General features: G+C 73.3%; 16 protein-coding genes. 12 read left to right on the top strand and 4 right to left on the bottom strand.

Going from position 1 to position 17,116, the window contains the following annotated elements; translation table 11 throughout:
* Positions 1-38 precede the first annotated feature (38 nt).
* Entirely contained in the window at positions 39-2,048 is a 2,010-nt protein-coding gene (gene thrS, locus GA0070560_RS22350; RefSeq protein ID WP_091301111.1) for a threonine--tRNA ligase, read from the top strand.
* A gap of 102 nt (positions 2,049-2,150) precedes the next feature.
* On the opposite strand, the gene GA0070560_RS22345 is transcribed toward thrS, so the two are convergent.
* On the bottom strand, positions 2,151-2,888 hold the full coding sequence (locus tag GA0070560_RS22345) for a D-Ala-D-Ala carboxypeptidase family metallohydrolase (protein ID WP_245675649.1): 738 nt from the start codon (positions 2,886-2,888) through the stop codon (positions 2,151-2,153).
* A 225-nt stretch (positions 2,889-3,113) separates the two neighbouring features.
* On the opposite strand from GA0070560_RS22345, the gene GA0070560_RS22340 reads away from it, so the two are divergent.
* From GA0070560_RS22340 to GA0070560_RS22330, 3 genes are all read left to right on the top strand, one after another.
* Positions 3,114-3,659 carry an HIT family protein gene (locus tag GA0070560_RS22340; protein WP_091301107.1) on the top strand — a complete coding sequence of 182 codons (546 nt, stop codon included), beginning with the start codon at positions 3,114-3,116 and terminating at the stop codon, positions 3,657-3,659.
* A gap of 85 nt (positions 3,660-3,744) precedes the next feature.
* Positions 3,745-4,377, top strand: coding sequence for a CG0192-related protein (locus tag GA0070560_RS22335; protein WP_091301105.1), 633 nt, complete (start codon positions 3,745-3,747; stop codon positions 4,375-4,377).
* A gap of 243 nt (positions 4,378-4,620) precedes the next feature.
* Positions 4,621-5,622 (top strand): aldo/keto reductase, encoded by a 1,002-nt coding sequence (locus GA0070560_RS22330; protein ID WP_091301156.1) that lies wholly within the window; start codon positions 4,621-4,623, stop codon positions 5,620-5,622.
* A 153-nt stretch (positions 5,623-5,775) separates the two neighbouring features.
* On the opposite strand, the gene GA0070560_RS22325 is transcribed toward GA0070560_RS22330, so the two are convergent.
* Positions 5,776-7,938 (bottom strand): elongation factor G-like protein EF-G2, encoded by a 2,163-nt coding sequence (locus tag GA0070560_RS22325; protein ID WP_091301102.1) that lies wholly within the window; start codon positions 7,936-7,938, stop codon positions 5,776-5,778.
* 253 nt (positions 7,939-8,191) lie between these two features.
* On the opposite strand from GA0070560_RS22325, the gene pgsA reads away from it, so the two are divergent.
* The 8 genes from pgsA to GA0070560_RS22285 all read left to right on the top strand — a co-directional run bounded on the left by pgsA (position 8,192) and on the right by GA0070560_RS22285 (position 14,505).
* Positions 8,192-8,812 carry a phosphatidylinositol phosphate synthase gene (pgsA, locus tag GA0070560_RS22320; RefSeq protein ID WP_091301100.1) on the top strand — a complete coding sequence of 207 codons (621 nt, stop codon included), beginning with the start codon at positions 8,192-8,194 and terminating at the stop codon, positions 8,810-8,812.
* Positions 8,809-9,759, top strand: a complete 951-nt coding sequence (locus GA0070560_RS22315) for a phosphatidylinositol mannoside acyltransferase (protein ID WP_091301098.1) — start codon at positions 8,809-8,811, stop codon at positions 9,757-9,759. Before pgsA ends, GA0070560_RS22315 begins: the two co-directional genes overlap by 4 nt.
* A gap of 13 nt (positions 9,760-9,772) precedes the next feature.
* Positions 9,773-10,942, top strand: coding sequence for a glycosyltransferase family 4 protein (locus tag GA0070560_RS22310; protein WP_091301096.1), 1,170 nt, complete (start codon positions 9,773-9,775; stop codon positions 10,940-10,942).
* Positions 10,943-10,950: 8 nt separating this feature from the next.
* Complete coding sequence (locus tag GA0070560_RS22305) at positions 10,951-11,454, top strand: hypothetical protein (RefSeq protein ID WP_091301154.1); 504 nt, start codon at positions 10,951-10,953, stop codon at positions 11,452-11,454.
* Between the two features lie 187 nt (positions 11,455-11,641).
* Entirely contained in the window at positions 11,642-12,559 is a 918-nt protein-coding gene (pdxS, locus tag GA0070560_RS22300; protein WP_091301094.1) for a pyridoxal 5'-phosphate synthase lyase subunit PdxS, read from the top strand.
* 73 nt (positions 12,560-12,632) lie between these two features.
* Positions 12,633-13,238 carry a pyridoxal 5'-phosphate synthase glutaminase subunit PdxT gene (pdxT, locus tag GA0070560_RS22295; protein WP_091301092.1) on the top strand — a complete coding sequence of 202 codons (606 nt, stop codon included), beginning with the start codon at positions 12,633-12,635 and terminating at the stop codon, positions 13,236-13,238.
* A 247-nt stretch (positions 13,239-13,485) separates the two neighbouring features.
* Positions 13,486-14,235: a YebC/PmpR family DNA-binding transcriptional regulator gene (locus tag GA0070560_RS22290; protein WP_091301091.1), complete on the top strand. Its 750-nt coding sequence runs from the start codon at positions 13,486-13,488 to the stop codon at positions 14,233-14,235.
* A gap of 36 nt (positions 14,236-14,271) precedes the next feature.
* Positions 14,272-14,505 carry a hypothetical protein gene (locus GA0070560_RS22285; RefSeq protein WP_245675648.1) on the top strand — a complete coding sequence of 78 codons (234 nt, stop codon included), beginning with the start codon at positions 14,272-14,274 and terminating at the stop codon, positions 14,503-14,505.
* Between the two features lie 3 nt (positions 14,506-14,508).
* Here GA0070560_RS22285 and GA0070560_RS22280 read toward each other — a convergent pair whose 3' ends face one another.
* Positions 14,509-16,485 (bottom strand): M48 family metallopeptidase, encoded by a 1,977-nt coding sequence (locus tag GA0070560_RS22280; RefSeq protein ID WP_091301089.1) that lies wholly within the window; start codon positions 16,483-16,485, stop codon positions 14,509-14,511.
* 16 nt (positions 16,486-16,501) lie between these two features.
* The gene (locus GA0070560_RS22275) at positions 16,502-17,098 is read right to left on the bottom strand and encodes a LemA family protein (RefSeq protein WP_170839526.1); all 597 of its coding nucleotides are present in this window, start codon (positions 17,096-17,098) and stop codon (positions 16,502-16,504) included.
* Between the last annotated feature and the right edge of the window lie 18 nt (positions 17,099-17,116).

The raw sequence follows: 17,116 nt of genomic DNA, 5'->3' as shown, positions 1-17,116 counted from the left end.
CCCGGCACATCCGTACCGTCTGCAGCTGAGGAGTCACCGTGTCCGCACCCCGTACCCCCGCAGTGGCCGACCCCGTCGTCGTCGCCGCCGGGACGACGGCGGCCGACGCGGTGGCCGCGGCCGGGCTGCCCGCCACCAACCCGAAGGCGATCGTGGTGGTCCGTGACCCGCAGGGCCAGCTGCGTGACCTGGACTGGATGCCGGCCGAGGACACCACGGTCGAGCCGGTCGCGATCGACACCCCGGACGGTCTGAACGTGCTGCGCCACTCATGCGCGCACGTGCTCGCCCAGGCCGTGCAGGACGTCTTCCCGGAGGCGAAGCTCGGCATCGGCCCGCCGATCGAGAACGGCTTCTACTACGACTTCGCGGTGGACAAGCCGTTCCAGCCGGACGACCTCGGCCGGCTCGAGAAGCGGATGCAGGAGATCGTCAAGTCCGGGCAGCGGTTCCGCCGCCGCCGCTTCGACAGCCTGGAGCAGGCCAAGGCCGAGCTGGCCGCGGAGCCGTTCAAGCTGGAGCTGATCGACGTCAAGGGGGAGGGGCTGGACTCCTCCGAGGTGATGGAGGTGGGCGGCGGCGAGCTGACCATCTACGACAACCTCGCCGCGACCGAGGAGAAGGTCTGCTGGTCGGACCTCTGCCGTGGCCCGCACCTGCCGAACACCCGGCTGATCGGCGCGTTCAAGCTGATGCGCTCGGCCGCCGCCTACTGGCGCGGCTCGGAGAAGAACCCGCAGCTGCAGCGGGTGTACGGCACCGCGTGGCCGACCCGGGACGAGCTCAAGGCGTACCTGAAGCTGCTGGAGGAGGCCGCCCGGCGCGACCACCGCAAGCTCGGCGCGGACCTGGACCTGTTCAGCTTCCCCGACGAGATCGGTTCCGGCCTGCCCGTCTTCCACCCCAAGGGCGGTGTGATCAAGCGGGAGATGGAGGACTACGTCCGCGCCCGCCACATCGAGGAGGGCTTCCAGTACGTCGGCACCCCGCACATCTCGAAGGAAGGCCTCTTCCACACCTCGGGTCACCTGCCGTACTACGCCGACGGGATGTTCCCGCCCATCGAGTTCGAGGGCGCGGACTACTACCTCAAGGCGATGAACTGCCCGATGCACAACCTGATCTACCGGTCGCGCGGGCGGTCCTACCGTGAGCTGCCGATGCGGCTGTTCGAGTTCGGCTCGGTGTACCGGTACGAGAAGTCGGGCGTCATCCACGGGCTGACCCGGGTGCGCGGCTTCACGCAGGACGACTCGCACTCCTACTGCACGAAGGAGCAGGCGCCGGCCGAGGTCAAGCACCTGTTGAGCTTCGTGCTCGGCCTGCTGAAGGACTTCGGCATCGACGACTTCTACCTGGAGTTGTCGACCCGCGACGAGTCCAAGCCGGAGAAGTTCGTCGGCACCGAGGAGGACTGGGCGACGGCGACCGCGGTGCTGGAGCAGTGTGCGCGCGAGACCGGGCTGGACCTGGTGCCCGACCCCGGTGGCGCGGCCTTCTACGGCCCGAAGATCTCCGTGCAGGCCAAGGACGCGATCGGCCGTACCTGGCAGATGTCGACGATCCAGTACGACTTCAACCAGCCCAAGGGTTTCGGGCTGGAGTACCAGGCGGCCGACGGCACCCGGCAGCAGCCGGTCATGATCCACTGCGCCAAGTTCGGGTCGATCGAACGCTTCGTCGGTGTGCTCACCGAGCACTACGCGGGCGCGTTCCCGGCCTGGCTGGCCCCGGTGCAGGTGGTCGGCATCCCGATCCGTGAGGACCACACCGACTACCTGCACGAGTTCGTGGCGGCGCTGCGCGCCGAGGGCGTCCGTGCCCAGGTGGACACCGGTGACGACCGGATGCAGAAGAAGATCCGCACCGCGCAGCAGCAGAAGATCCCGTTCATGGTGATCGTCGGCGACGACGACGTGGCGGCCGGCACGGTCTCCTTCCGGTACCGGGACGGCTCGCAGCGCAACGGCGTGCCGGTGGCCGAGGCGGTGGCGCACGTGCGCGACGTCGTCGGCTCCCGGACCAACGCCGGCCCGTCCGCCGCCTGACCCGCTGCTGCCCGGCGCTGGTCGGGCGGAGCGCCCCGCGACGCACCGAAGGTCCCCCCGCCCGGCTTGGCGGGGGGACCTTCGTCGACGGGTCGTCGGGCGTCAGATGCCGCAGGTCGGCGCGGACCAGCCGCCGATCGCCCCGAGGTGGGTGTGGTCGTTGTGATTCGGGTAGCCGGGGCCGAGGATGTTGCCGAAGCCGTGGTAGCGGGCCTGCTGGGCGAGCCGGCAGAACGAGGGCGACCCGACGAGGTCGACGCCGTCGCCGTAAAGGTGCCGGCTGTTGGAGTATCCACCGACCGCGCTGTTGCAGGAGTAGCTGCGGAAGCCGCTGCTGACGGTGATCGGCACGCTGCCGAGGGCCTTCCGCATGGCCTGGAGCTTCCACATCGACACCAACGCGTTGAACTTGGCGGTGCTCGCGGGGACCGCGCCGCCGGACCAGGTGCTGTTGCACCGGTTCAGCTCCGCGTAGCTGAAGTTGACCGGGGTGCAGTCGTTGTCCTGCAACGCGTAGAGCTGGTTGAAGGTCTGCGTGCCGGCTACGCCGTCCGCGCTCAGCCCGTACGCCTGCTGGAAGCGGATGAGGGCGGAGCGGGTGGCCGGGCCGAACGACCCGTCGAGGGAGAGCACTCCGCCGTAGCCCGGGTAGCCGGCGAGCCGGATCTGGAGCTGCCGGACGTCCTCGCCCACCACGCCCTGTTTCAGGACGCGGCCCCAGGTGTAGCAGCCGTCGGCCTGCGCCGCGCTGCTCGTCGCCACCACCCCGACGAGGGTGGTGACCGCGGCGAGGGTACAGGCGACGAACGCCCGGCCGATCCTGCGGAATGCGGTTCTCACAACGACTCCCATCGACAGTGGATGATGTGATGTGTGCGAATGGATTCTTCAAGTCCGTTCACAATTCGGTCAAGAATCTCCACCCCCTATCCGTCCCCTGAACGCACCCCGCTCCCGGGGTCGTCCGGCGCGCGACGGACACCCGTCCCATGGGTCGGGAGCAGGGGTACGGGCCGGCCCCCGGCGTCGCCGAGCGCCGCCCGCCGGGAACGTAGGATCGGTGTCGTGACAGGGGTGGAACGGCACATGGACAGCGGCCTGGCCGACGGGCTGGAACGGCTCTGGACGCCGCACCGGATGACGTACATCTCCGGGGAGGACCGCCCCGAGGGCGGCTACGAGAAACCCACCGGCTGCCCGTTCTGCCTGGCACCCGGCCTGCCCCCGGAGCAGAGCCTGGTGGTGGCCCGCGGCGAGCACGTCTTCGCCGTGCTCAACCTCTACCCGTACAACCCGGGCCACCTGTTGGTCTGCCCCTACCGGCACGTCGCCGACTACACCGACCTCGACGCCGAGGAGACGGGTGAACTGGCGGTCTTCACGCAGACCGCGATGCGGGTGGTCCGCAAGGTCAGCAACGCGCACGGCTTCAACCTGGGCATGAACCAGGGTGGCGTCGCCGGCGCCGGCATCGCCGCGCACCTGCACCAGCACGTGGTGCCGCGCTGGGGCGGCGACGCCAACTTCATGCCGGTGATCGGGCGCACGAAGGTGTTGCCGCAGGTGCTCGGCGACACCCGTGAGCTCTTCGCCAGGGCCTGGCCCAGCTGAGCCGCCCGCGCCCCGCCCCGGCTGCCCCGGCACGCTGACCGCGCCGCCCCCACGGCGACCGGCCCCACCATTACGATCTTGTCGCATGGCCCTGCTGCACCGCGCGGAACTGCGCCCCTCCAAGCTCGACCTCCTGGCGACCTGGCTGCCCGGCCGTGACTGGTTCCACGGGCCGGCCGGCGGCGACGTCACCCGGGTGGCGGCGTACCGCTTCGACGACCCGGCCGGCGCCGTCGGCATCGAGACGATGCTGGTCCGGGTCGGCGACGGGCCGGTGCACCAGGTCCCGCTCACCTACCGCGACGCGCCGCTGGACGGCGGCGGCGACCGGCTGATCGGCACCACGCACCACTCCGTGCTGGGGCGGCGCTGGGTGTACGACGCCTGCGGCGACCCGGTCTACTCCGCCGCGCTCGCCTCGGCCGTCCTGGCCGGCGCCGGCCAGGCGGAGGAGTTCTTCGAGGTCGACGGGGTGCGCGAGCGTCGCGCCCCGAGCATGGGTATCGCCATCACCGGCCCCGCCGTGGCCGCCCCGCCGGCCGTGGGCGCGCTGCGCGGGGTGGTGGACGCCGACCCGACGGTCATCGTCACCGACGCGGTCGAACTGGTCGTGCCGCGTCGCCTGGTGGCGAGTGACCGGCCGGGCGCCGCCACGCTCACCGGCACCTGGGACGGCCAACCCGACCCGCTGCCGCTGGCGTACGCCACCCTTCGCTAGGCACGCGGTCCGCCGCTTCGTCGTCAAGGGCACCGAGGACGCCGCGTGACGGCCGGGGGCGGGCAGCAGCAGCGGCGACGACGCCGCCCGTCGCTGCGCGCGGTGACCACGCCGCGCCGTCCACTGTGTTCGATTCCGCACGGTCGGTGACGTTCCTGTCCGCCCCGGCCCTGAAGGTGACAGGATGCGGCGGTGACGACACGGACGTTGGGCCGCAGCGGCATCGAGGTCAGCGCCCTCGGCATGGGGTGCTGGGCGATCGGTGGCCCCTGGGCCGAGGGGAGCCGGCCGCTGGGCTGGGGCAGGGTCGACGACGAGGAGTCGGTCCGGGCCGTCCGCCGGGCGCTCGACCTCGGCGTGACCCTCTTCGACACCGCCGACACGTACGGGGCCGGGCACGGCGAGCGCATCCTCGGCCGGGCCCTCGCCGGCCGCCGGGACGAGGCGGTGATCGCCACGAAGTGGGGCTACACGTTCGACGAGCGGACCCGGCAGGCCACCGGTGAGGACGCCTCCCCGGCGTACCTGCGTCGGGCGGTCGTCGACTCGCTGCGCCGGCTGGACACCGACCGGATCGACCTCTACCAGCTGCACCTGGGCGACCTGCCGCTGCCGCGGGTGCAGGCGCTGCTGGGCACGCTGGAGGACCTGGTCGCCGACGGGCTGATCCGGGCGTACGGCTGGAGCACCGACCGGGCCGACCGGGTCGCGCCGTTCGCCGAGGCGGCGCCGCGCGCCACCGCCGTGCAGCACAGCCTGTCGGTGCTCCGGGACACCCCGGCCATGCTGGCGGCCTGCGACAAGCACGACCTGGCCAGCGTCAACCGGGGCCCGCTCGGGATGGGGCTGCTCACCGGCAAGTACACGACGGAGTCGACGCTGCCCCGCGACGACGTGCGTGGCCTCGCCCCGACCTGGCTGGAGTGGTTCCGGGGCGGCCGGCCGGCACCGGAGTGGCTGCGCCGGGTCGCCGCCGTACGCGGTGCGCTGACGGCCGACGGCCGGACCCTCGCCCAGGGCGCGTTGGGCTGGCTGTGGGCACGCAGCGGCCGGACCGTGCCGATCCCCGGCTGCCGCACCGTCGCCCAGGTCGAGGAGAACGCGGCGGCGCTGCGCCTCGGTCCGCTCGCCCCGGACCACTTCGCCGAGGTGGAACGGCGGCTCGCCGGGCTGCGCGCCGCCGCCCTGCGCGACGCCGACCGCCCGTACTGGCCGATGCCCCCGGTCCCCGCCGTGCGCCCCTGACCGCCCCGCGCCTCACCCGCCGGCCCGCCCAGGGGCCGCACTGTTTCAGGGAAAGAGTGGCTGTCCGACGCGGGATGGCCACTGTTTCCCTGAACTTGCGGGGGCGCGGCGTGGGGGCGCGGCGTGGGGGCGCGGCGTGCGTGCGGGTGGGTGTCAGGGGCGGGCGGTGTGCTCCTTGCGGAGCTGCTCGGCGAGGTGGGCAGGCATCGGCTCGTACCGGGCGAACCCGCGGCGGAAGGTGCCCGTGCCGGAGGTCATCGAGCGCAGCTCGACCGCGTACCGGAGCAGTTCGGTGGCGGGCACCTCGGCGCGGACCAGGCTGCGCCCCTCGGCGTCCGGGTCCGGTTCGGTGCCGAGCACCCGGCCGCGCCGGCCGGACAGGTCGCCCATCACCGCGCCGACCGAGCCGTCGGGCACCCGGACGACCACCTCGTCCACCGGCTCCAGCAGCGCCGGCTGCCCCTTCTCCGCGGCGTCGCGCAGCGCGAGGGCCCCGGCGGTCTGGAACGCCGCGTCGGAGGAGTCCACGCTGTGCGCCTTGCCGTCGACCAGGGTGACCCGCAGGTCCACCACCGGGTGCCCGGCCACCAGGCCGCGCTCCATCTGCGCCCGGACGCCCTTCTCCACGGAGGGGATGTAGTTGTGCGGGACGGCCCCGCCGACCACCTTGTCGACGAACTCGAAGCCGGCGCCCCGGGGCAGCGGCTCCACCTCGATGTCGCAGACGGCGTACTGGCCGTGGCCGCCGGACTGCTTGACGTGCCGGCCGTGCCCCCGGGCGGGCACGGTCAGCGTCTCGCGCAGCGACACCCGGACCGGCTCGGCCTCCAGCTCCACGCCGCCGGTGCGCAGCCGGTCGAGCACGACGTCGGCGTGCGCCTCGCCCATGCACCAGAGCACCAGCTGGTGGGTCTCCGGGTTGCGTTCCAGCCGCAGGGTGGGGTCACCGGCGACCAGCCGGCCCAGGTTGCGGGCCAGGGCGTCCTCGTCGGCCCGGCTCTTGGCCACGATCGCCACCGGCAGCAGCGGCTCGGGCATCTCCCACGGGGCGATCAGCAGCGGCTCGTCCTTCGCCGAGACGGTGTCACCGGTCTCCGCGCTGCCCGACTTGGTGATCGCGCAGATGTCGCCGGCGACGGCGGCGGGCACCTCGCGCAGCGTCGCGCCCAGCGGGCTGTAGACGTGCCCGACCCGCTCGTCGGCGTCGTGGTCGGGGTGCCCGCGCTCGGCCATGCCGTGCCCGGAGACGTGCACCACCTGGTCGGGGCGGAGCGTGCCGGAGAAGACCCGGACCAGGGAGACCCGGCCGACGTGCCGGTCGACGGTCGTCTTGACCACCTCGGCGACCAGCGGGCCGTCCGGGTCGCAGACCAACGGCGGGCGGGGGGAGCCGTCCACCCCGGTGACCGCGGGCAGTTCGTGTTCCAGCGGCGAGGGGAACGCGGCGACCAGCCCGTCGAGCAGCACGTCCAGGCCCACGCCGGTCTCCGCGCAGACCGGCACCACCGGGTAGAAGTGGCCCCGGGCCACCGCCTTCTCCAGGTCGGTGACGAGCACCTCGGTGTCGATCTCCTCGCCGCCGAGGTAGCGGTCCATCAGGGTCTCGTCCTCGCTCTCGGCGATGATCCCCTCGATCAGCTCGTTGCGGGCCTCCAGGATCGCCGGCAGGTGCTCCGGGTCCGGCTCGCGCACCGCCGCGGGCAGGCCCTGCGAGTAGTCGAAGACCCGCCGGGTGATCAGGCCCATCAGCCCGGCCACCGACTCGCCGTCGTCGCCGAGCATCGGCAGGTGGAGCGGGAGCACGTTGTCACCGAAGACCCGCTGACAGAGCGCCACCGCCTCGTCGAAGTCGCCGCGCGGGTGGTCCAGCCGGGAGACCGCCACGGCGCGCGGCATGTCCACCGCGGCGCACTCCTCCCAGAGGGCGGCGGTGGCCATGTCCATCCCGTCGACGGCGGAGACCACGAACAGCGCGGCGTCGGCGGCGCGCAGCCCGGCGCGCAGCTCGCCGACGAAGTCGCCGTACCCGGGGGTGTCCAGCAGGTTGACCTTGACGCCGGAGTGGACGAGCGGGGCACACGCCAGGCTCACCGAGCGCTGCTGGCGTACCGCTGCGGGGTCGTGGTCGCAGACGGTGGTGCCGTCGGTGACCGTGCCGGCCCGGCCGATCGTGCCGCTGGCCGCGAGCAGCGCCTCGACCAGGGTCGTCTTGCCCGCTCCGGAGTGCCCGACGAGCACCACGTTGCGAACCCTGCCGGGCTCGGTCACCACCGGCGTGCCGCCGGTGACACCCTTCTCCTGGTTCTTCTGCGCCATCGCGGCGCACCTCCCTCAGCCGTGGTTGGTGGCGACCGCCGCGCGCGACGGGAAGCGGGCCCGGGCGGGTGCCGCGGCGATATCCTCCGGTGCTCTCCTGGACGACGGGTACTCCGGCCGTTCGGTCGGTGAACTGGCTCACCTCCCACACTCGATCTCACACCCGTTGCCGACGCGGCACAAGCCTCCGCCACGCGGGTCGGACGAGGTGGCCGTATCGCCGCCGGGTGCCGGCCGTTATCGTGGGACCGCCATGGCGAAGATCTTCCAAGTGACGGCCCGCGCGGGGATGACCCGCGTCGTGGAGCCGGTCGCGCGCGGCCTGCTCCGCGCGGGCGTGTCCCCCAACGCGGTCACCGTGACCGGCACCGTCGGCGTGCTCGTCGGCGCACTGGGCTTCGGCGCCCGGGGCGACCTGGTCGCCGGAGCCCTGATCGTGACCGTCTTCGCGCTCACCGACCTGCTCGACGGGACGATGGCCCGGATGAGCGGCGGCTCCACCCGGTTCGGCGCCTTCCTCGACTCGAGCATGGACCGGATCGCCGACAGCGCGGTCTTCGGCGCGGTCGCGTACTGGCTGGCCACCGAGGGCAACCACTCGGGGGTGGCCGCCGCGCTGCTCTGCCTCGCCGCCGGCGGGCTGGTCTCCTACGTCAAGGCACGGGCCGAAGGGCTCGGCATGAGCGGCGACGTCGGCATCGCCGAGCGCACCGAACGGCTGCTCATCGTCGGCGTCGGCGGTCTGCTCACCGGCCTCGGTGTCGACCCGGCCCTGGAGATCGCGCTCTGGCTGCTCGCCGCCGTCTCGATCTTCACGGTCGGGCAGCGGATGGCCCACGTGTACCGGCAGGCCCAGCGGGTCGGCCAGGAGTGAACCTCACCGAGCTCGGCTACGTCGCCGGGTGGCGCGTGGTCCGGGCGCTGCCCCGGCCCGTCGTGGCCGCGGCGTTCCGGGCGGGCGCCGACCGCGCGCACCGCGCCGGCGGCGGCGGTACGGCCCGACTGCGCGCCAACCTGCGCCGGGTGGTCGGCCCCGACCTGCCCGAGGTCGAGCTGGACGACCTGGTCCGGCGAGGGTTGCGCTCGTACGCCCGGTACTGGATGGAGGCGTTCCGGCTGCCCGCGTTGAGCCGCGCCGAGATCCTCGCCGGGTTCCGGCTGGCCCCGGAGGGGGTCGACCGGCTCTCCGCCGACGTGGCCGCCGGCCGGGGTGCGGTGGTGGCGCTGCCGCACGCCGGCAACTGGGACGCGGCCGGCGCCTGGGTGGCGGCCACCGGCTGGCCGATCACCACGGTCGCCGAGCGGCTGAGGCCCGAGGGGCTCTACGAGCGGTTCCTCGCCTTCCGGCAGGGGCTGGGCATGGAGATTCTGCCCACCCACGGCGGTCCGCGTCCCGCCTTCGACGTGCTGGTGGACCGGTTGCGTGCCGGCACGGTGGTGCCGCTGCTGGCCGACCGGGACCTCTCCGCCCGGGGCATCGAGGTCGACTTCTTCGGCGGCCGGACCCGGATGCCCGCCGGGCCGGCGCTGCTGGCCCTGCGCACCGGAGCGCCCCTCTACGTCGCCTCGATGTGGTACGAACCGGACGCCGCGTGCGCGTCGATCGAGGGTCCGCTGCCGCTGCCCGACCCGGACTCCGCCCCGCTCGACGCCCGGGTCCGCACGGTCACCCAGCGGATTGCCGACGGTCTGGCGGCCGGGATCGCCCGCCATCCGGAAGACTGGCACATGTTGCAGCGGATGTGGCTGGACCAGCGCGCGGCGACCGACGGCGGCTCCCGCCCCTCGGCGCAGCCGCCGGCCACCACCGGGACGAACTGAGGGAGCGGGCGCAATGCGGATCGGCATCGTGTGCCCGTACTCCTTCGACGTGCCCGGCGGGGTGCAGAACCACGTCATGGACCTCGCCGAGGCGCTGATCGGGCTCGGCCACGAGGTGAGCGTGCTCGCCCCGGCCGACGAGGACTCGCCGCTGCCGTCGTACGTGGTGTCGGCGGGGCGGGCGGTGCCGCTGCCGTACAACGGTTCGGTGGCCCGCATCGCGTTCGGCCCGGTCTCCACGGCGCGGGTCCGCCGGTGGATCATCCGGGGCGACTTCGACGTGCTGCACGTGCACGAGCCGCTCACGCTGAGCCTGTCGATGCTCGCCGTGCTCTCCGCCCGGGGCCCGGTGGTTGCCACCTTCCACACCGCGATGACCCGGTCCCGGGTGCTCGCCGCCGCCCAGGGGGTGCTGCAGATCGTGCTGGAGCGGATCACCGCCCGGATCGCGGTCAGCGCCCTGGCCCGCAAGGTGCAGGTCGAGCACATGGACGGTGGCGCGGTGGAGATCCCCAACGGGGTCGCCGTGGCGAAGTTCGCCGGCGTGGAGCCGCTGCCCGGCTGGCCGGGGGAGTGCGCCCCGGGCGCGGGCGGCACGATCGGCTTCCTCGGCCGGTTCACCGAGGCCCGCAAGGGTTTCCCGATCCTGGCCGACGCCTTCGTCGCGCTGGCCCCGCACCGGCCCGGGCTGCGCCTGCTGGTGGCCGGGCCGGGCGACCCGGACGACCTGTACGGCCGGTTCCCGGCCGAGTTGCGCGACCGGGTGACCTTCCTCGGCATGGTGCCCGAGTCGGACAAGGCGCGGATGCTGCGCAGCCTGCACCTCTACGTCGCCCCGAACACCGGTGGGGAGTCCTTCGGGATGATCCTCACCGAGGCGCTGGCGGCGGGCGCGACCGTGGTCGCCAGCGACCTCGACGCGTTCCGGCGGGTGCTCGACGGCGGGCGGGCCGGGCGGCTGTTCCCCACCGGCGACGCGGCGGCCCTGCGGGCCGCCCTGGCCGAGCTGCTCGACGACCCGGAGCAGCGGGGCGCGCTGACCGCCTGCGGCGACCAGGTGGTGGCGCACTACGACTGGCCGGTGGTGGCCCGCCGGGTGATCGAGGTGTACGCGGCGGCGATCGAGGCCACCGACGGCCGGGTCATCGATCAGGAGTGGGCGGGACTGGGCGGGGCGGTGTGAACACGACCATGCCGCACCTGTGGTGGGCGTTGGGCGGCGCCGTCCTGGTCGCCCTGGTCGTCGTGTACCTGGTCTGGACGGCCGGGCGGGTCGCGCGGTTGCAGGCCCGGGCGGAGTCGGCGGCCCGGGCGCTCGACGCGCACCTGTTGCGCCGCGCGGCGGCGGCCGCGGTGCTGGCCGAGAAGCGGTACGGCGTCGAGCTGTACGCGGCGGCGCGGATCGCCCTGGACGCCGCCCCGGAGGAGCGCGAGGCCGCCGAGAACGACCTGACCCGTCAGCTGCGCACGATCGCCCTCGATCCGGCCGATCCGGCCTGCGAGGCGGTGATCGCGGCGAGCCGCCGGCTGGCTCTGGCCCGCCAGGTGCACACCGACCTCGTCCGGGATGCCCGGGCGGCCCGCAGCCGCCCGCTGGTGCGGCTGTTGCGGATGGGGCGGGGGCACGAGTGGCCTCGCTACTTCGACGTCGACGACCCCACCCTCACCGTGCCCGCCGAGGCTCCCGCGAGTTGACCCGCCCGGTTCCTGCCGGGTGGTCCCCGGTGACCGTTTCCGGGGCGCCGATTGGCCTGCGCGGCCCGGGTGATGACGGCCACAGTGCAGGCCACCGTGGGGCTGATTGGCTGTCGGAGTGGCGTTGAGCCCGTCGTAGCATCGCACTAGCCAGCCCCCCCCCCGAAGGTCCGAGGAGCGATAACCCGTGCCCGAAACCACCTCCCCGAACGCCACCGCCACGCCGGTCGTCGGCACCGCCCGCGTCAAGCGCGGCATGGCCGAGATGCTCAAGGGCGGCGTGATCATGGACGTGGTCACCCCCGAGCAGGCCAAGATCGCCGAGGACGCCGGCGCGGTCGCCGTGATGGCGCTGGAGCGTGTGCCTGCCGACATCCGCGCGCAGGGCGGCGTCTCCCGGATGAGCGACCCGGACATGATCGACGGCATCATCGCGGCCGTCTCCATCCCGGTCATGGCCAAGGTCCGCATCGGCCACTTCGTCGAGGCCCAGATCCTGCAGTCGCTCGGCGTCGACTACATCGACGAGTCCGAGGTGCTGACCCCGGCCGACTACGCCAACCACATCGACAAGTGGGCGTACACCGTCCCCTTCGTCTGCGGCGCCACCAACCTGGGTGAGGCGCTGCGCCGGATCACCGAGGGTGCGGCCATGATCCGCTCGAAGGGCGAGGCCGGCACCGGCGACGTCTCCAACGCCACCACCCACATGCGCAAGATCCGGCAGGAGATCCGCCGGCTGCAGTTCCTGCCGGAGGACGAGCTCTTCGTCGCCGCCAAGGAGCTGCAGGCGCCGTACGAGCTGGTCAAGGAGGTCGCCCGGACGGGCAAGCTGCCGGTGGTGCTCTTCACCGCGGGCGGCATCGCCACCCCGGCCGACGCCGCCATGATGATGCAGCTCGGCGCCGAGGGCGTCTTCGTCGGCTCCGGCATCTTCAAGTCCGGCAACCCGGCCCAGCGCGCCGCCGCGATCGTCAAGGCCACCACCTTCCACGACGACCCGGACGTGCTGGCCAAGGTCTCCCGCGGCCTGGGTGAGGCGATGGTCGGCATCAACGTCGACGAGATCCCGCAGCCGCACCGGCTGGCCGAGCGGGGCTGGTGACCGCGCGGCAACGCACCCACGAGCGACCGGTCACGGCGGCCCGCACCGGGCCGACGACGAGAGGACAACACGCATGAGCGACGCACCGACCATCGGTGTGCTCGCCCTCCAGGGTGACGTCCGCGAGCACGTCGCGGCCCTGGCCGGCGTCGGCGCGGACGCCCGGCCGGTCCGCCGTCCGGCCGAGCTCGACGCGGTCGACGGGCTGGTCATCCCCGGCGGCGAGTCCACCACCATGAGCAAGCTCGCCGACATCTTCGAGATGCGCGAGCCGATCGACAAGCGGATCGCCGGCGGAATGCCGGTCTACGGGTCCTGCGCCGGCATGATCATGTTGGCCGGCGAGGTCCTGGACGGTCGGCCCGACCAGCGTGGCTTCGCCGGCATCGAGATGACCGTGCGGCGCAACGCGTTCGGCCGGCAGGTCGACTCGTTCGAGGCGCCGGTGCGGATCGCCGGGGTCGAGGGCGAGCCGTTCCACGCGGTGTTCATCCGGGCCCCGTGGGTGGAGCGGGTCGGCGCGGGCGTGCAGGTGCTGGGCCGGGTCACCGACGGCCCGGCCGCCGACCGGATCGTCGCGGTCCGGCAGGGCAACCTGCTGGCCACCTCGTTCCACCCCGAGCTCACCGGCGACCTGCGGCTGCACCGGTACTTCGTGGACCTGGTCCGCGCCGCTTGAACATCCTGTCGACTGACCGACCAGCGCTTTCGCCCCGTCTGTCCCGATAAGGGCGGGCGGGGCGGTGTCGCGGCGCGCGGCGCGTGACACCGGCCGGGCGGACGTCGGTAGGATTGCCGAGATTCGGCAGGGCCATCTGCCCGCCACGGCTTGCCGCAGGGCTGACCGGCACCGTCCGCGTGCGCCGGCGGGAACGGGGCGTGCGCGGTGCGGTCGATGCGGACGACGGTAGCAACGGAGGTAACAGATGTCCGGCCACTCAAAGTGGGCGACCACCAAGCACAAGAAGGCCGTCATCGACGCCAAGCGCGGCAAGATGTTCGCCAAGCTGATCAAGAACGTCGAGGTCGCGGCGCGGACCGGCGGCGGCGACCCGGCGGGCAACCCGACGCTCTACGACGCCATCCAGAAGGCCAAGAAGAACTCGGTCCCCAACGACAACATCGACCGCGCGGTCAAGCGGGGCTCCGGCCTGGAGGCCGGTGGCGCCGACTACCAGACGATCATGTACGAGGGGTACGGCCCGAACGGCGTCGCGCTGCTCATCGAGTGCCTCACCGACAACCGCAACCGCGCCGCGACCGAGGTGCGGACGGCGCTGACCCGCAACGGCGGCTCGTTCGCCGACGCCGGCTCGGTGTCGTACATGTTCTCCCGCAAGGGTGTGGTGATCGTCCCCAAGGCCGGGACGACCGAGGACGACGTGATGATGGCGGTCCTCGACGCCGGCGCCGAGGAGGTCAACGACCTCGGTGAGGCGTACGAGGTGGTCTCCGAGCCGGGTGACCTGATCGCCGTCCGCACCGCCCTGCAGGACGCCGGCCTCGAGTACGAGTCGGCCGAATCCTCCCTGATCCCCAGCGTGAACGTGCCGCTGGACGAGGAGGGCGCCCGGAAGATCTTCAAGCTGATCGACGTGCTGGAGGACTGCGACGACGTGCAGAACGTCTACGCCAACTTCGACGTCTCCGACGAGATCATGGCGGCGGTCGGCTGACCCGGTCGTGACCGGCGGCACCTCGCGCCGGGCGACGTGGTCGTCCGGCGCGAGGTGCTGCGCGGCCAGGTGTGGTTCGACTGCCCGACGATCTGCGTCGAGGACTCCGCCGACCTGCTCGCGCTCCACCTGCCGCCGGACGCCGAGTTCGGCTTCCCCGACCACGGCGCCTTCCCGTGCGGCCGGCACGGCTCCGCCCCCGCGATCGTTCGACCACCCTGCGGCCCGGACCGGCTCGCCGCGGCCCCACCGGCCGGCGACGCGGGCTGACGTTCAGCCGACCCCGTCGCCCGCCATCGGGGGCAGCGGGCAGTGCAGCAGCCCGCAGACGGTGCGCAGCAGCTCGATCTCGGGCACGGTCATCGTGCCGTCGTGGCTGATCACCGCGACCGTCGCCGCGACCAGCCGTTCCTTGTCGCTCGGGCGGAGCCCGTCCAGCACCGGCCAGGCGGTCTCCAACGCGAGGACGCCGTCGTCGGGCGGCGAGTACGGCAGGGTCGTCCCGGGCCGTAGCGCCGCGACACCGGCGGCGAAGGCCCGTTCCGCGGCGGCCCGCTCGGTGTGCCCGGCCTGAGCGAGGACGGTCAGCAGGGAGGCCGCCGCCGAACGGGCGTCGGTGAGTCTGCGCCGGTCGGCACGCCAGCGCGAGTCCGGGTGCAGCGACTCCTGGAGTCCGTTCAGCAGCAGCCGGGACAGGCAGTACTCGGAGACGTCGATCGCACCGTCGGCACGGATCACCGTGAAGACGCTCGCCAGCAGCGACTCCAGCTCCGGGCCCGGGCGGTCGCGCAGGGCGGGGAAAGCCAGCTCGGCCAGGGGCAGCCGGAATGCCGGGTGCAGCCCGGCCACGGTGTCGGCCGCCCGCAGGGCGGCGTCGGCCGGGCCGGGTCCGTGCCGGTCGGCCAGGGCGGCGTGCTGGTGTCGGCGTACCCCAGGGTCGCCGCTGAGCAGCAGACCGAGCAGCAGCGGCACGACCGCCTCCCGGTCTCGTGCCCGGTCCAGCAGCTCCGGCGGGATCCGGTCCAGGATCGCCGCCGCGTGCGTGTATGCGGTCCCGGTCGGGGCGGCCACCCGGTCCAGCACCTCGGCGGGTGCGACGGGCACCTGCAGGCCCTCCACCGGCAATGCCCGCCCGGGGGTCGGCGGCGTCTCTCCGGCCGGCCCGGTGGCAGCCGCCGTCGACACGTCACGCGGAGCCAGCCCGAGGGCGACGTCCTCCTGCCGGCCGGAGGGGGGCGATGCCGCCCACTGCCGGGCGAGGCGGGACAGCTCGGCCGGGTCGAACGACGGGTCCAACGCCCTGATCCGGTCGGCCAGCGGCGGGTGGGTGGCGAACCAGGACGCCCGGCCGGTGGCCTCTCCGAGCAGCATGTGGCCGACCTCGTCGCGCTTGGGGGCCTTCAGCTCCGACCCCTCGGCGACCCCGCCGATCTTCTTCAGTGCCCCGGCGATGCCCTGGGTCTGGCGGGTGTACTGCACCGCCGAGGCGTCGGCGAGGTACTCCCGCTGCCGGGACACCGACGCCTGGATCAGCCGCCCGGCGAGGACCCCGACGTAACCGGCGGCCACCATCGCCAGCCCGACCAGCGGCAGTGGGTTGGCGCCCCCGCCGCCCCCGCGGTTGCGGCCGCCGCCGAGGATGCCGGCGCGCAGCAGGCCGCGGCCGATCACCGCGAGGAAGAGGATGCCGAACAGCAGGCCCATCAGCCGGATGTTGAGCCGCATGTCGCCGTTGACGACGTGGCTGAACTCGTGGGCGATCACCCCTTGCAGCTCGTCCCGGTTGAGTCGTCGCAACGCGCCGCGGGTGACCGCGACGGCGGCGTCCGACGGTGTCCAGCCGGCGGCGAAGGCGTTGATCGCCGGCTCGTCCGGCAGCACGTACACCTCGGGCACCGGCACCCCCGAGGCCAGCGCCATCTCCTCGACGACGTTGCGCAGCCGGCGCAGTTCGGGGTCGGTGGTGTCCGCCGGAACGGGTACTCCGCCCAGTTCGCGGGCCACCTTCCCGCCGCCGCCGCGCAGCGCCACGGTCCGGAACAGCGCGGCCAGCCCGATCGCGGCGAGGGTGCCGACGGTGACCACCGCGATCAGCCCGAGCAGCTCCTGTGCCGGGGCGGCGGTGGCGTTGAACGCCACCACCGCAGCCAGGTCCACCACCAGCACGATGCCCACCACCGCCAGGACGAACAGCAGCACCAGCCGTACCGACAGCCGGCGTACCCGGCGCTGGCGTTCGAAGAAGTTCATCGGTCGGTACGGGCGGTCAGAAGGAGACCTGAGGGGCCTGGCGCTGCTGCGGGTCGTCCGGCTCGAACAGCGCTGCCGGGCCGAACGAGAACATCCCCGCCACCACGCTGGAGGGGAACACCTCGCGCTTGTTGTTGTAGGTCATCACCGCGTCGTTGTACGCCTGCCGGGCGAAGGCCACCCGGTTCTCCGTCGAGGTCAGCTCCTCCGACAGCTGCATCATGTTCTGGTTGGCCTTGAGGTCCGGGTAGGCCTCGGCCAGCGCGAACAACCGTCCCAGGCTCGCGGTGAGCATGCCCTCCGCGCCGCTGAGCTGCTGCATGGCGGTGGGGTCACCCGGGGCCGCGGCGGCGTTGGCCTGCGCGTTGACCGCGGACGTCCGGGCCGCGATGACCGCCTCCAACGTCTCCCGTTCGTGCCTGAGGTAGCCCTTGGCCACCTCGACCAGGTTGGGGACCAGGTCGTGCCGGCGGGCGAGTTGCACGTCGATCTGGGCGAACGCGTTGCGGTAGGCGTTGCGGGCGCGCACCAGCCCGTTGTAGATGGCGACGCCGAAGCCGAGCACCGCCACGACGACCAGCGCCAGGCACGCCAACCCGATGATCCACTCCATGGCCGCTCCTCGTCGCCG

This window comes from Micromonospora halophytica (genome assembly GCF_900090245.1).
GTDB lineage: Bacteria > Actinomycetota > Actinomycetes > Mycobacteriales > Micromonosporaceae > Micromonospora > Micromonospora halophytica.
This window is presented reverse-complemented; position numbering and strand designations above follow the sequence as displayed.